A 14,393-nucleotide genomic window follows, 5' to 3' on the forward strand; every position below is an offset into this window, starting at 1 on the left:
AAACGATAAGAACATGACAATTTCCAATTTAATTCGTTTATCACTATGCATACTGACAAGTATGCTATTTGGCCTTTTTCAACTGAAATCACAAAATGTTTCAGAAAAGTCACTCCCGGAAATACAAAGTGCAGAGCAATTGATAATTGAGGGTGTCAATGTGATCAGTATGTTATCAGATGCTATTAGTTATAATCAAAATGTCTATATATCTAAAGGTGTAATTGATAGCATAATACCGTCAAAATATCAATTACACGAAACTGACCCAACGACCTTAGTTATCAATGGCAAATTAAAATTTTTAATCCCCGGGTTAATGGATGCACATGCCCATATTGACGAGGTCTTTACAGGTGAATTTTATAGCGACGCCCCTATTTACTTATCGTACGGAGTGACATCTTTAATCAACCTAAATGGAAACAAAAGAATTCTTGATTTCAGAAATGGTCTTTCGAAGGGGTCAATAGAGGGTTGGTATCCACGAATTTTTACGGCAGGAAATTATATAAATGAACCTTTTTTCACTTCACCAATGGAAGTAGAAAATGAAGTAATCAGGCAAGTAGAAGCGGGATTTGATCTTATTAAAACCCATGGCTCCCTGAGCAGTGAATCATTTGAGCGCTTGCATAATGTATCTAATAAAAATAATATCCCGGTAATTGGCCATGCCCCACGCAACTTATCAATATCAGAAGTATGGAAGAACAAGCATAATCTTGCACATGGCGAGGAATTTATGTATACCGCTTTTCAGCCGATTATTACCAGACAATGGCAGATACTTTTTTTTGCGGGGATATTATCTTTAATAGCACTTGTGATAATCGAGGTTTTTCACCTTTTCTTTCATTTGATTTTAAAAAAGAAAAAACTTCATAGGTTTAAAACAAGATTTTATTCTGGAAAAGTAATCCTGGCCCACTTTGTTTTTATCCTGTTATTTTTATTTTCTGTTCCTCCTGTAAATGGATATTTCTTTGATAGTGTACTCGTTCGGATTGTTTTGATTTTATTACTGTTTTCTATGGGCATTCTTTTTTTTAAGAATGTCAATGATGTCAAAACGATAAAAACCTTTAGATATAGAGCAATAAACTTGTTGGTGCTGCTATTACTGGTTTCATCCTTTTATCTGACTGTACAGTCTTGTAAAACCTTACCATGGTATATCGATAAGGTAGCCACAAAGGCCAAAGAGGCGGAGATTTTTGTTTGCCCTAACCTGACTGCCTATCACTATATTGCGTTGCATCATAATGATTCTTTATTAAAGGAAATAAGGGCAAGAAAAGAAATGAATTTGATCAATTCATATTCCAAGGAGTGGTGGGATAGAGAGGCACAAACAGGTAGAAATATAAAAAAAATCATAGCCAAAGGGTTTATCAGACAGAAAGAACTTTTGAACTGTACTACCAGGGCATTGTTCGACCAAGATGTCCCATTACTGGCTGGAACGGATACTGGAATTCCATGGGTTATTCCGGGCAGATCAATGCATGAAGAGCTGGAGTTTTTAGCGGACACCGGAATACCGCCTTATGAAGCATTAAAAACAGCAACATTAAATGTGGCTCAGTTTTTAAAAAAAGATTCCATTCTGGGAACAATAGAAAAAGGCAAGTATGCCGATCTCGTCTTACTTGATGCAAATCCATTGGATAATATTACAAACTCACAAAAAATAAGTGCAGTTATTTATAGAGGGCAGTATATATCATCAGAAATGATTTCTAATACTTTATCAATTATTGAAGAGAACAATAATTAAATCTAGGTATTTGCCAATGGTCATTTTGTAGCCTTGCCCTTTTTGTAAGTTTCCCTAAAAACAGCTACGGTCAAAATTAGAATAACCTTGAATTTGGAGACATGAAAAGAAGCAGGTTCACCAAGACCCAAGTGGTCAAGATCTTAAAACAGCACGAGGCGGGCATTTCCGTTAAGGAACTGTTCAAGGAACATGGCATCAGTGCAGCCACATTCTGCAATTGGAAGGGCAAATACGAGGGCATGGACACCTCACAATTGAGGAAGCTAAAGGAAATGGTAGTGGAACTGTCCCGCTACATGCAGATGTACGCAGAATTGGCCCATCAGAACTATGTCTTGAAAGACTTGATTGAAAAAAAGCTTTAGGGTCGGCCGATAAACGTTCCTCCGCGGATTTCCTTGTCTCCGAGCACCGAATGGGCTTAAGGACGGCCTGTGTCCTATTGTGCCTGAGCACCTCGATATACTATTACCGTCCCAAGGAAAAAGGAAGATGGGGACATTGTTGGGGCGCTTGAGCGGTTGGCCCAAGAACATCCTACCTATGGGTTCAGGAAAATGTTACTGATGCTTCGTCTCCAAGGACATCTATGGAACCATAAAGTTGTCTATAGGGTCTACAAGCAGATGGGACTCAACGTCAGGTATAAGCAAAAGCACAGGGTTCCAATACGGGTGAGAGAGCCGCTGACCCCGTCCATTGGACAGAATATTGTCTGGAGCGTTGACTTAATGCAGGACAGCTTGGCCTATGGCAAGACATTCCAGGTGCTGAACGTCATCGACTACTTTAACAGTGAAGCTCTTTGGAGCATTTCCGATGTCTCAATCGGTTCACGGAGATTGGTCAGGGAACTGGACAGGCTGGTGGCATTCAGGGGGAGACCATCCGTTATTCGGGTGGACAACGGGTCCGGAGTTCACTTCTGCCAAATTCCAGCTTTGGTGCAAGGCACAAGATATCGAGATCAAGTATATCCAACCCGGAAAACCTGTCCAGAACAGCCTTATCGAACGCTTCAATAGGAGCTACCGACAGGAGGTGGGCAATGCCTATCTGTTCGAATCACTGGAATAGGAACAGGTAACGATGTTGACCGAACAATGGATGGAACATTACAATGAAAAGAGACCCCATGAGGCGCTACAAAAACTGACGCCATAGAAGTTTTTAAGGAAATATGAAAAAGCTAGCTTTTCCTTATCAAACAATAATGTAATTTGTATAACCTAACTTGTAGCTAATCTAGGGGTACTTACAGTTCCCTTTCAGCCATCTTTCAGCCATCATTTTATGGGACTACACGATATTCCCTTTGGCCTCAAAATAATATACTTGGGAATTGATTCATGTGGCGTTTTCCGAAAATTGATCTAACCCTGAATCCAACTTCTTATTTGGTCATCCCCCATTCCCTTACAAAAATCATTTCGGCAATTTTAATGGAGCCGCTTACTGAACCAGTGTTGCTAGGAATGTTTGAATGGGTATCTGTGCAGGAATTAAAAAAGAAACCAATGCAGCCGCCAGTATCAAAATTGATTTTCTCAAAATTCTAATCTTTTATTGACAAACACTACTTATCAATAGACCAAGGCATAATTTATCGATGAAGTAAACACAATTGGATTTATGGGCTATTTATCCAATTAACCATGCCTCCCAAACCGTTACACTTTCTTTAAAAAGTCATGGGCCAGTCCCTCATATCTTTTATCTGGATTTAGTTCCAAACATCTATTGAAATAATGTTTTGCTTCCCCAAATTCGGATAGCCAAAAATACCCCAATCCCAAATTGAAGTTGGCCATATAATTTTCTGGATATAATTTTTGATTAAGCTCAAAATATTTGATTCCTTCTTCCGGTAGCTCAGACATGAAAAGTCTGTGAGCGGAATGATTGATCTGCTCATAAGTAAAGCTACAGTCCCCATTAAATTCATAAATGGTCTTGAACATGATTCCTGATTCGTTAGGGGTAATATGTGAAACTACATCATTGTAAAAGGATTTAGGATAAAATTCACCATAAAGTTCAAGTATTTCGTTTCCTAGTTTTTCATTGGACTTAAGAACATTGAACACAATCTTTCTAAATTCACCTTCTGGGTATGGAAATTTACCGTTGGAAGTATTTAGGCTAGTTAAAAAAACCTTGATACTTTTCTGATCTTCTTTAAATAGGGCTTGGGTCAATTCCTTGGGTCGGGGAAGCCCTTTTTTAGATTTAAATTTCACACCCATTTTCTTATCCCTTAAAGAGACTATTAGCTTTTTTGCGACCATATCACCAAATTTTAAATCCTCATGGAATACGCCTTGGAGAAAAGCGAGGGTATAATTGCATATTAGGTTATAGCCAAATATTTTCTTCTCCATGTCAGCTTCACTGAGAGCACTATGTGTTAAGTTTAACTTAAGGAATTGGGAAGCTAAATCCGTGTGGGTCAAGAAGGGTAAATCGAATACATAGCTGTCGCTATAAACGAGCTTTTCATAAAAAGGAAGTGAATGAATAAATGTCTCCGAGTTAATAAACAGGGTCGGCATTTTAAAATTGGAATAGTCGTAATAGGGGGAATCCTTGAAAATACCATAAAGTTCGTGAACACTTGGATCAAGCCCTATCCAGGCTTTAATGGCAACATCCCTGGAGGCGACAAAAACATTGGACAGTCCTCCAAGACTAAATCCTGCAACTGCCAATTTACCGGCATCTGCATTTGATAATCCAATAGCCGTGCCAATAAGGAACTCCATATCTCTTGCCTGCGTTGTAATCCCTAATTCATTTATGGGCATTTCCCGGGTTTTGGGCCCCATACTTGGACTGGATAGAACAATGAAACCATTACTTGCCAAAAACTCGAACAGTAATTCGTTTTCAAAAGTTGTTGACCACCAACTGGGCGCATAAATTATTGTAGGGAATTTTCCCATAACAGGTTTTGCGTCCCAGCTTGCGAACACGTTTGAATTTAATTCCCGCAATAGTTGATTCTCCTCAATAGGGTCCGATTCCCGTATGACCATTTGTCTCAAAGTGTCAGCATCTTTTAACAGGCCAGTTTCATGTGCTTTTAGAAGGTAATAGTCTTCATATTTCATTAAATCTGATGACTCCGATTTTTCCGCAGGATACCATATCCCAATTTGCATTGGCCTATAATGATTCTTACCTTCTGGATGTTTCGTTTGCTTATGTTTTCCTTCAAAATTTCTGGAATAGTCATAGGTATGGATTACTTTAAAACCCACATCATATGGCCCTAGGGGTTCACGGAGATCTAGAACGGTCTGGCCAAATCCTTGAAGGCAAACAATTGCACAAATGTTTAGAAAATGGAATTTTAAAGGTTTCATAATGTATTTATTAAAGTATGTGTTGTCAATCCTGGGAATCTATTTTTCGAATAGGCCATCTGGGACCCATTACATGAATTGTTATACTTTTATAATACATGGAAAGTAAATGGGTTGCACTGACAATTGAATTTTAGAAAAAAGAGGATTTTATTGCAACTTAAAGGCAGTTTTTGCATTGTAGTACTAAACGTTTAAATGTTGTTTGATAAACTTTATGATGAATACTATTCGGTCATTTTTAATTATTGTTTGAGACGTACGGGCGATTTTCACCAGGCGTATGATATTGCCTCACAAACTTTTTTAAAAGCATATTTAAAATTTGACAACTATGAGGAAAAGGGTATCCCGGTAGTCCACTGGTTCTATAGAATTGCCTCAAATGAGATCAATCTATTTTTTAGGTCGAAAAAATATAGCCCAACCTTGATCAAAAATGTATATGGAAATTATTTGGAAGAATTACACTCTTATGAAATTGAAAAGGAAATTGAATCAGCGAATATTGAATTTGAAAAAAATATGGAATTCATAAAACTCCATCAGGCAGTTAAACAATTACCCACTAATTATTCCGATGTAATCAGTTTAAAGTACTTTGAAGGGATGACAATTTTAGAAATATCACAGATTTTAAAAAAAAAAGAAGGCACGGTAAAGTCTTTACTTTCCCGCGGTATTTCGAAACTAAGAAAAATAATGACCAACTAAATTATAGCTGAATGTCAGATTTTGAAAGAAAATTAAAAGAAATAGAGGTCCCAAGTGTTGATGTCTCGAAGCACCAACAGGAATTTAGAATGGTTCTGTTGAATACAAAAAAGACTGCAATCACAGGTGGTCTTTTGATTTGCCTACCCTTTCTTTTTCTGGTTGGCTTAATGTTTAACAATTACACACAAATCGACATTAAGATGTTGACCTTCGTATATGATTGGATAGTTGAACATGATAACAGGTTTGGTGACACGTCAATTCTGAATTGGATTATCCGAATGGTTTTTTTATTGGGGCCCATATTGGCAATTATTTTTAATCTTTTAGGAATTGTGCATGTTCGATATGAAAATTCTAAGAAGGAAATCATACTTTCCATAAGAGTAAAATGGTTGAATATTTTTATTATTCTGGTTTGTTTTGTTCTATTGTTCCTAATGCTGTCTTATTTGACGTCACAGACCGGTCGTTAAACATATAATTTGTCGCTACCAAAGTTCCGAATAATAAAAAAATCCATTTATAAGACAGTTTTAAAAAACTGTTGCCTTCCCTAAACATGTAGACTTAAACCCAAAAGTTTTAATGGACCAACAAATTTGACATCGAAAAATAGAGGTTTCTCCGGACAAGACAGAAAAGGACATCCAAATGGATGCCCTTTTTATGAAGATTGCAATCTGTTTATTCACAGACCAATAGTTCGACTGGACCTGGAGTGGGGTTAGGCCCACCATCGGCAGCAGCCTTTCCGTTTGGATCTAAGATCCTGAAGATGTGTTCTTCCTCATAGGCCCCCGGTACATACTCGATTAACAAGGTAGTGGTGCCTTCCGGTACGGTAAAGGTGGCCTCTCCGCTCCCACCAGTTTCCAAGGTAAAGCTCTCGGTCTCCCCATCATCTATGGTTACATCGAATCTAGCCCCGTCCCATCCATCTCCGAAGGTGTCGGTAAACTGGATGGTGTATTCCCCTGGAAACGGGGCATCGGCGTTGAGCTGGATACACTCGGTCACAATGACAGAGTCGAAGAACTCCTCTCCGATACCGTTCTCATCGTCCACGGTGACCACGCGGCCATCAAAAGTTATCAACTCGTAGCGCAGGTTGAAGCCATCATTGAGCCCAAGGTCATCAAAGGTAAGGTTCGGCCCATAGAGATCGTCCAACGTAACGACAAAGTCGTAGGTTGCGATAGCTGTTTCGGCATCAACCATGAAATCGGACATTAAATCGAAGGTATCGAAAAGTGCCTCATCCTCAGAGAGGTCGTCTTCTCCTTCATCAATACTGCGGTCGACGAACCTACGGTACACGTTCACGGTTTGGACAAGGCCATTGGCAACCAAGGTCGAGTCGCCGATAATAATGGTCACGGCATAATCCTCGTTAGGATTGGTGAGCGATACCTCGTTGGCATTTACGTCCTCAAGTTCAAACTCAATACCATCGTCCACAGTATAGGAGTACTGGTAGGGCGAACTGAAGAAGGAACCTCCACTCACGTTACCCGTTGTGCTGTCGGCCCCGAAGGAACGCCCATCGGTAAGGAACAGCTCCATATCGACTACAAACTGGTCTCCAGGCAGTACATCTGTCACCGAAAGCCCCACAACGTTCAACAGCTCCCCAAAGGTGATCCTGTAGTCGAAACTGGGGAGCCCGTCGGTGCTACCGAACTCGGTGATCGTGGCCAAGGCCGTCCCAGAACTTGAATTCCCTCCCGCGTTGTTGTCGTTGAAGCTCAGGGTAATCTCTACACGATCCAAAAGACCGCCTTTTTCTCGATCTTGTTCCTGGATGGACCAAGTCAGTTCAACATCCTCGTCAAACATGTCCAGGGCCCCTGTCTGGTCCAAGGTCCTGAGGATTGCACCAGCGGTGAAATTGTCCTGCACGAACAGGGTCACCTTGTCGTCCTCGCTACAGGCGGCCATAAGGACGCCGATCGCGAGCAGTATATATATCTTGAAATTTTTCATGAATTTTAAATTTTTGTTCATTGCAATTTTTATTAGTTAGCGGGCGGCACCCCATTGTCGTCCCAGAAGACAGGCTGCTGTTGGTTGGCCTTCTGTGAGATGTTCGAGTTATTGTTCACAGAATTTATAGGATAGTACATGGATTGTATGAACACATCGGGATCTGGCTCCAAATTGGGCTGCAGGGTCGTGGGGAAATTGGTCCTCCTGTAGAAGTTATAGGGTTCCACGCCGTTGCCAAAGTGTGCCACAAAATATTGCTCACCCAATATGTCCCACTTGCCATTGTCATCCGCTTCGTCAAAGGCAGTGCCAACAGCACTGATGTAGCCGTTCACGTCAGCATCGGAAGGGGCAAAAGATGCATCCGCACTCGCCAGCCTAGGGGTGGAGAAGGCCTGTACCTTTTCTATCGACTTGGTCACAGCGCTGATCAGTGCGGTACGGGCCCCTGAAACATTACCAGCTACCATGGCACGCTCTGCCAACATGAAGTCCACACCGAAGGCGGTCAACAGGTTGCTGACCCCATTACCACCGGTCCCAGAATTCTGGGAAATCTCGGCAAAGGTATCGTCGTCGAAAAGTCCTCCCACGGGATATACCCCATAGGTGGTCCTCAAAAGACCGTCAGGGGGTGTGCCATCGGCATCCCCATGGTCTCGGCCCCAATAACCGTTGGGCAACCAACAGAAGGTAAATCCACCATCCACGTAGTGTTGCGGTGGGGCCTCCAAGGAGCAGTTCAAGGTCTCCTCGTTGGGATCCACACCGGGAGCCCCCGGCACCCCTGGACTCTGGCGGTAGAAATAGTATCGAATCCTAGGGTCATCCGAGGTGTCCATCAGGTTCATAAGCCAGTTGGACATGTATTCTCCCGCACCGGTCGGTTGGTAGTTTATGCCATATCTGGGATGTCTGGTATCGGGCTGTGTGGCACTGGAAGCGGGCCATTCCCAGAGCATGTCCTCAGAGGTGTCCTGGATGTAGTTGCCGCTGGCAACGATCGCATCGAATGCTGCAAGGGCACCACCATCCACCAAACGCTTCTGCATATAGATCTTCATCTTCAACGTATTGGCGGCCTTGGTCCAAAGCCCATAATCATTGCCATAGTAGAAATCGACCTCGGGATCAGAAGTTGCCTCGCTGGCAAAGTTGTCGATAGCCCGGTCCAAAAGGGCCAGACTGGCATCATAGATGCTGGCACCGCTATCGACCGCGGGATTGAAGTTGGGCTCTCCCGATTCGGCCTGTATGGCCTCGGTATAGGGCACATCTCCGAAAAAGTCTACCATACTGACCATAAGGAAAGCCTCGATGAACTGTCCAATACCGATGTGGTGGGTAAGCCCAGATTCCTCGGCCAAGGGCTGCATCTGGCGGATATCGTTCAAAACACCCTGGTAGGCGTTGGTCCATTCGTCGTTCATATCAGAGCCTTGGTAGGCACTAGTATAATTACGGCCGTTCAGGTTCACGATACGGGTGAGTTCCATGCCTATCTCATTGAAACCATCACCTGTGGTGGCACCACCAGAAACCCAGTTATCATTATTATCAAAATCTGCATCCCCTTCAAACTGTCGAATGAAGTCCTCTTGGATAGAGCTCAGGAAAAAGTCTGGGCTTGCCTGTTCAGGGGTAAGCGCATTGGGGTTTTGTGTAAGGTCCAGCTCGGTAGTCTCACAGGAAACCATCGCAAGCATTGTCCCGAGGACCGTTGCCGCTAAATATTTATTGATAGTTCTCATTATTCTCATAGTTTTTTTATTCTTAGAATGTTGCTTTAACGCTAAGACCATATCTTCTGGAACTTGGGCCGTTGATAAAGTCAAAACCTTGTCCGTTCGATACCCCAAGTCCGGCCGTGTTGGGGTCGAAGTTGGCTCCCTTGGGCGTGTTGAAGGCCCTGAACCAAAGGTTCTGACCGGATACCGTAAAGGTCAATGCTCCGAAAGGTGTCCTGTCCAGGAACTTGCTTGGCAGGGCATAGCTTATGGAGGCCTCCTGCAGTCTAAGGGTGGTCGCATCGTACACCTGTAGTTCGCTGGGCCCGAAAAGGATGTTGCTGAACCAAAAGGTCGAGTTGTTGATCTGCAGCTCATTGGGGTTTCCGTTTGTATCCACCCCTGGCAGGATGTACGTATCCTCCCTGTCCAGGGTCTCGACGATCAATCCCCTTCCCAACAATGTGGAAATGGTACTGGAGTATACGTCCCCACCTTGTGTATAGTTCCATTGGAAACCAAGGGTGAAATTCTTGTAGGATATGGAGTTGATGACGTTGGCCACCCAGTCCGGGTTGGGGTCACCAATGATTCCGTCCACGGGGTCTTGCACGTAGTTACCATCGGCACCTACCACAAACTCACCATTGGCGTCCCTTAGGATACGGCTACTGAAGAAGACCCCCAAAGGTTCACCCTCGATGGCTGCATTACCCAAATTGGAGAAACCGGAGTATACCACTTGATCGGTATCCAGGCCGAGGTCCGTGACCGTTGTTTCATAAGCTGTGAAGTTCACATTGGTCCTCCAAGAGAAGCCTCCCTCTTCTGCGGCCCTGAACCACTCGACGCCAAGGTCGGCCTCTACACCCTCGGACTCAATCTCACCTATATTGGTTGAAGTTCTCAAGAACCCGGCCGCTGGATCAAGGAACCTGTCCAAGATCAAATCATTGGTCTTACGTTGGTACACAGAGGCATCAAAGGTGATACGGTTGTTCCACCATCTTGACTCTACACCTACTTCGATTTCCTCTAAGGTCTCAGGCTGAAGATTTTCGTTCCCCAAACGTCTTCCTGTTGTATTGGTCACCACGTTCTGTCCCGAACCGTCCTGTACATCCTGTGCATCAAGGAACAACGTGCTCACGGTCGGGTAGTTGGTATTACCGGCATCAAAGTTGGCCGATACCCCGATACCACCACGAATCTTGAGGTAGTTCAATATGTTCTCCGATTTCAATCCGTCAAAAGCGGCGGTCGGTATAAAGGATACACTGGCAGAGGGATAAAACTGGGCCCTGTTGTCCCTGGCAAAATTGGATACCCAATCGTTCCTTCCCGCCAAGGTTACATAGACCATATTGTCATAGTCAAAATCGGCCTGTCCGTAGACCCCGACAATGTTCTGCTCGCTGAAGTTCTGTATCTCGTTCTGGTTGAGGAAGTTGAAGTGTCTCAATACCCCAAAGACCTGCTGGCCATCACTGGCCACACCGTTCTGGTCAAAGATTGTCCTCCTGGAGGTCGCACCCACGTTGAAGGTGGACCCTATCTTATCGGTAATATCATAATCGCCGTTCAGCACCAGATTGTGGTCCCAGATGGTGTTGGTATTGTTCCATGTGGCATATATTCCGCTCTGGAGCCGCACATCACCACTGTTGCTGTTGATACCTCCTCTATTTTGAAGGTTCACATTGTTCTCACTGTAGATATCGATACCGGCACGGTAGATGATGTTCAGATTGTCGGTAAGGTCATACTGTACCGTTGCCTGTCCAAAGGTTCTATTGGTTTCCTGACTGGTCTCCGCATTGGCAATGGTCCAAAGTGGATGCTGTATGGAGTTGTTCTGGCGGTAGTAGACACTTCCACCAGTGATTGGATCTTGGAAGGGAAGTCCTTGAATATCAATACTCCTTGGCGTGAACCAAAGGTCGCCGAACACAGAGGAACCGGTACCGGTCGCACCGTTGCCCTGGCTGAGTGCCACGGGAGGGGAGACGAATTTTGTCCTAGAATAGTTCAAGGTCCCCGCTACGGTAAACTTGTTGGTGAGTATAGCACGTCCCCCAACCGATAGGGTGTTACGTGTAACACTGTTATTGGGCGTGAACCCATTATCTTTGAGGTAGCCGTAGTTTAGGTTGTACCCTATCTTTCCATCGTCGGAAGCTCCCCTGACATTGACCGAGGTGTTGGCCACAGTCCCTGTTTTGAAGAACTTTTTCACACTGTCATAGGGCCTCCATTCGTAGCGTGCCCCCTGAAACTCAGGGAACGCCGCCTGGATGGCCGATGTGGAAGTGGAATAGGGGTGCGCCAATGTGCCATTGTCATCGATGGCGTTCTGGTTGCCCCAACCTGACGGTCCATCTCTATCGAAACTGGGGCCCCAGTTACTGAAGAACCATCCAAAGGATTGATCGAAGCCGTTACCGTACTCATCCTGATAATCGGGCAACGAGGCAATCTCATTGAAGAAGAGCGATGAGTTCACGGTGATCTCGGTCTTTTTGGGACCGGAAGCTCTAACGGAACCCCCTTTTGTGGTGATTAAGATCACCCCATTACGTCCCTGTGAACCGTAGAGTGTGGCGGCTGCCAAACCTCTAAGTACGTTCACGCTCTCGATGCTGTTTGGGTCCAGGTCAAGGAAACGGGACGAACCGTTATTACCATTTACGAAATCCCGTCTATCACCCTGTCTACCGACCGAGTTGGTGTCGGAGCTGAAGGGCACACCGTCCACGATGAACAGTGCCTGGTTGCTACCGCTGAAAGTGGAGTTGCCACGAATCACTACATTTGTACCAGAACCTGAAAGGCCACTCTGGTTGGTGATCTGTACACCTGCCGCCTTGCCTTGGAGCACCCTGGCAACGTCACCTTCGGGCCTTGACTCCAACTGTTCCTCGCCGACCTCGGTCACTGCGTAACCAAGTGCCTGCTTCTCCCTTTTGATACCAAGGGCGGTCACAACGACCTCCTCAAGGGCCTGGGTATCCTCTTCCATCTGAACGTTCACAACGCTCGCCGCACCAATGACCCTTCTGGCAGGTCGCTGCCCTATATAGGTGAAGAGCAGGGCCTGGCCCTCGCTCGCACTGATTGCGTAATTTCCATCGAAATCCGTTTGGGTACCCGTAGTGGTCCCTTCAACGACAATGTTGACCCCAGGCAGTGGAAGCCCATCGGCGTCCGTAATAGTACCTGTAATCTGTTTTTCTTGGGAAAATCCGGCTGTAGTACAAATGCACGTAAGCAAAAGAATCCCCAACAGTTTCCTTACTTTCATAGAATTAAAAGTTTCGTTAGTAAATGATTATTTTGAGTTAGTGCAACTGAGAAAGGCGGGCGGGAAAGAATTTGGAATAGCTAATTCAAATAACACAAACGAGAACAAAACCTAATGGGTTGCTTCTCTAAATGGTGTGGCCTCTCACCGCCCTACCTTTACAATTGCAAAACAAACAAAATGAAAATGCTTTGCTACGATGTCCGAAATCAACGGGAATTCCTTTGTCTAATTCCGAAATTATAATACCGGACATTTTTTAACATGTTATGGGCAGTCAAGGATGTTGGATTCCAATCTAGATAGAAAGTAAGGTTCATTAAGTGGTCAAATCCATGGTCTATTCAATGGGTGTCGGAAAAGGGACGTTCCAGCACCATGTACTATGCAGGTTTGAAAAACAGTAACATAAAAATTTGTGCAGGTTATCGGTAGTAATCAGTAACCCCTGTTTCTACGATATTCATTGGGTGTAAGACAGGTCTGTCTCTTAAAAACCTCGTAAAAGGTGGAGGTACTATTGAAACCTGACTCGAAAATGATGGTTTTTATACTGGCTGCCGGTTCCTCAAGGAGCATTCTTTTGGCCTCTTCAAGCCTGAAATGTATGAGCCATTGGTTGAAATTGCATCTATAATGTTTGTTGATGACCATGGATACCTTATGTCTTTGAGCGGATACGGCTTCCGATAATTGTTGCAGATCAAGGTCATTGATCTTATAGAGACCGGAACGCATAATCTTTTCAATCTCGTTCTTAATATGGAATTCCTCCTCAATGGAGATACTTAATTTTTCGTATTTCTTAGGTCTTTGCCTAGTATTAAGGTACGCTATGAAGTCCAGAAAGCCTTTCATCCCATAAATACTATTACCCGTGTAGATTCAAGAATAAATAATGGCCTATGTTTTGGACAAATGGATGGGAATCTATGGTATCGGTGCGCCATGAACTTTTTTTTGGAGTGAACTCCGTTCAGATATTCCTTGGAGATGTCGCTATAAGTGTTCTCGTCACTCAAAACGGGTGAAAGGACCGTCCACCCTTGGTATAGGTCCTTAACAAGCTGAATCATGTTCACTCCTTTCATGATATATTCCCCATGGGGTGTTTTTAACACAAACTCATCGGTGCTGAAACGTTGGGCCACCTTACCGAATAAATGGGTGGTCTTATTGATTTCAAGCTCACTGAAGGATACCACCTGCATTTTTTTCATTATTTCGGCCTTTGTTCTTGACACGTACGTACCCTGAAACCCTGTATCCACGACCCAAATCGTTGCCTGGGGCGTGGTAATATGAAATCAAAATTCCATCTCCCATTGTTCTCCCTTTTCAAAAGAAATGGCCCTGTAGAGTCCTGAGATGACCTTATCTATTTGCGGTTTATCCTGCGCATCACCTTGGCCATAAAAAAATAGAGGAATGTGCAGGAGTCCAATGAGTAAGGTAGCTCCTGGTGGCTTTTCTATTGGTCGGGAATAATTGAGAGGGTTATTTTTCATGTT

At 43.9% G+C, this 14,393-nt stretch carries 10 protein-coding genes and 1 pseudogene; 4 read left to right on the top strand and 7 right to left on the bottom strand.

The features are described from left to right. Positions 1-13: 13 nt before the first annotated feature. Together GTQ34_RS14490 and GTQ34_RS14495 are read left to right on the top strand one after the other, a co-directional pair. Positions 14-1,780 carry an amidohydrolase family protein gene (locus GTQ34_RS14490; protein WP_166524526.1) on the top strand — a complete coding sequence of 589 codons (1,767 nt, stop codon included), beginning with the start codon at positions 14-16 and terminating at the stop codon, positions 1,778-1,780. Between the two features lie 101 nt (positions 1,781-1,881). Beyond that, positions 1,882-2,947, top strand: a pseudogene (locus GTQ34_RS14495) (IS3 family transposase). Positions 2,948-3,453: 506 nt separating this feature from the next. On the opposite strand, the gene GTQ34_RS14500 reads toward GTQ34_RS14495, so the two are convergent. Beyond that, the gene (locus tag GTQ34_RS14500) at positions 3,454-5,148 is read right to left on the bottom strand and encodes a hypothetical protein (protein WP_166524527.1); all 1,695 of its coding nucleotides are present in this window, start codon (positions 5,146-5,148) and stop codon (positions 3,454-3,456) included. Positions 5,149-5,346: 198 nt separating this feature from the next. Here GTQ34_RS14500 and GTQ34_RS14505 point away from each other — a divergent pair, with 198 nt between their 5' ends. Continuing rightward, positions 5,347-5,862 (top strand): RNA polymerase sigma factor, encoded by a 516-nt coding sequence (locus GTQ34_RS14505; protein WP_166524528.1) that lies wholly within the window; start codon positions 5,347-5,349, stop codon positions 5,860-5,862. Between the two features lie 11 nt (positions 5,863-5,873). Next, positions 5,874-6,341 carry a hypothetical protein gene (locus tag GTQ34_RS14510; protein ID WP_166524529.1) on the top strand — a complete coding sequence of 156 codons (468 nt, stop codon included), beginning with the start codon at positions 5,874-5,876 and terminating at the stop codon, positions 6,339-6,341. Positions 6,342-6,552: 211 nt separating this feature from the next. Here GTQ34_RS14510 and GTQ34_RS14515 read toward each other — a convergent pair whose 3' ends face one another. From GTQ34_RS14515 to GTQ34_RS14540, 6 genes are all read right to left on the bottom strand, one after another. Then, entirely contained in the window at positions 6,553-7,806 is a 1,254-nt protein-coding gene (locus GTQ34_RS14515; RefSeq protein WP_166524530.1) for a hypothetical protein, read from the bottom strand. 77 nt (positions 7,807-7,883) lie between these two features. Next, complete coding sequence (locus GTQ34_RS14520) at positions 7,884-9,605, bottom strand: SusD/RagB family nutrient-binding outer membrane lipoprotein (RefSeq protein WP_166524531.1); 1,722 nt, start codon at positions 9,603-9,605, stop codon at positions 7,884-7,886. A 22-nt stretch (positions 9,606-9,627) separates the two neighbouring features. Next, the gene (locus tag GTQ34_RS14525; protein ID WP_166524532.1) at positions 9,628-12,882 is read right to left on the bottom strand and encodes a SusC/RagA family TonB-linked outer membrane protein; all 3,255 of its coding nucleotides are present in this window, start codon (positions 12,880-12,882) and stop codon (positions 9,628-9,630) included. A gap of 438 nt (positions 12,883-13,320) precedes the next feature. Further along, a complete protein-coding gene (locus tag GTQ34_RS14530; RefSeq protein ID WP_166524533.1) occupies positions 13,321-13,740 on the bottom strand; it encodes a helix-turn-helix domain-containing protein in 420 nt (139 codons plus the stop codon). Then, positions 13,737-14,102: a hypothetical protein gene (locus GTQ34_RS14535; protein ID WP_166524534.1), complete on the bottom strand. Its 366-nt coding sequence runs from the start codon at positions 14,100-14,102 to the stop codon at positions 13,737-13,739. Before GTQ34_RS14535 ends, GTQ34_RS14530 begins: the two co-directional genes overlap by 4 nt. Before the next feature lie 87 nt (positions 14,103-14,189). Then, positions 14,190-14,390, bottom strand: coding sequence for a hypothetical protein (locus GTQ34_RS14540; RefSeq protein ID WP_166524535.1), 201 nt, complete (start codon positions 14,388-14,390; stop codon positions 14,190-14,192). Between the last annotated feature and the right edge of the window lie 3 nt (positions 14,391-14,393).

It is taken from the genome of Flagellimonas ochracea, from assembly GCF_009903685.1.
GTDB lineage: Bacteria > Bacteroidota > Bacteroidia > Flavobacteriales > Flavobacteriaceae > Flagellimonas > Flagellimonas ochracea.

What these genes read in the sequence shown, in the direction of transcription:
- GTQ34_RS14490 (WP_166524526.1), top strand. Translation starts at nt 14, where the DNA reads ATGACAATTTCCAATTTAATTCGTTTATCACTATGCATACTGACAAGT.
- GTQ34_RS14500 (WP_166524527.1), bottom strand. Translation starts at nt 5,148, where the DNA reads ATGAAACCTTTAAAATTCCATTTTCTAAACATTTGTGCAATTGTTTGC.
- GTQ34_RS14505 (WP_166524528.1), top strand. Translation starts at nt 5,347, where the DNA reads ATGTTGTTTGATAAACTTTATGATGAATACTATTCGGTCATTTTTAAT.
- GTQ34_RS14510 (WP_166524529.1), top strand. Translation starts at nt 5,874, where the DNA reads ATGTCAGATTTTGAAAGAAAATTAAAAGAAATAGAGGTCCCAAGTGTT.
- GTQ34_RS14515 (WP_166524530.1), bottom strand. Translation starts at nt 7,806, where the DNA reads ATGGCCGCCTGTAGCGAGGACGACAAGGTGACCCTGTTCGTGCAGGAC.
- GTQ34_RS14520 (WP_166524531.1), bottom strand. Translation starts at nt 9,605, where the DNA reads ATGAGAACTATCAATAAATATTTAGCGGCAACGGTCCTCGGGACAATG.
- GTQ34_RS14525 (WP_166524532.1), bottom strand. Translation starts at nt 12,882, where the DNA reads ATGAAAGTAAGGAAACTGTTGGGGATTCTTTTGCTTACGTGCATTTGT.
- GTQ34_RS14530 (WP_166524533.1), bottom strand. Translation starts at nt 13,740, where the DNA reads ATGAAAGGCTTTCTGGACTTCATAGCGTACCTTAATACTAGGCAAAGA.
- GTQ34_RS14535 (WP_166524534.1), bottom strand. Translation starts at nt 14,102, where the DNA reads ATGAAAAAAATGCAGGTGGTATCCTTCAGTGAGCTTGAAATCAATAAG.
- GTQ34_RS14540 (WP_166524535.1), bottom strand. Translation starts at nt 14,390, where the DNA reads ATGAAAAATAACCCTCTCAATTATTCCCGACCAATAGAAAAGCCACCA.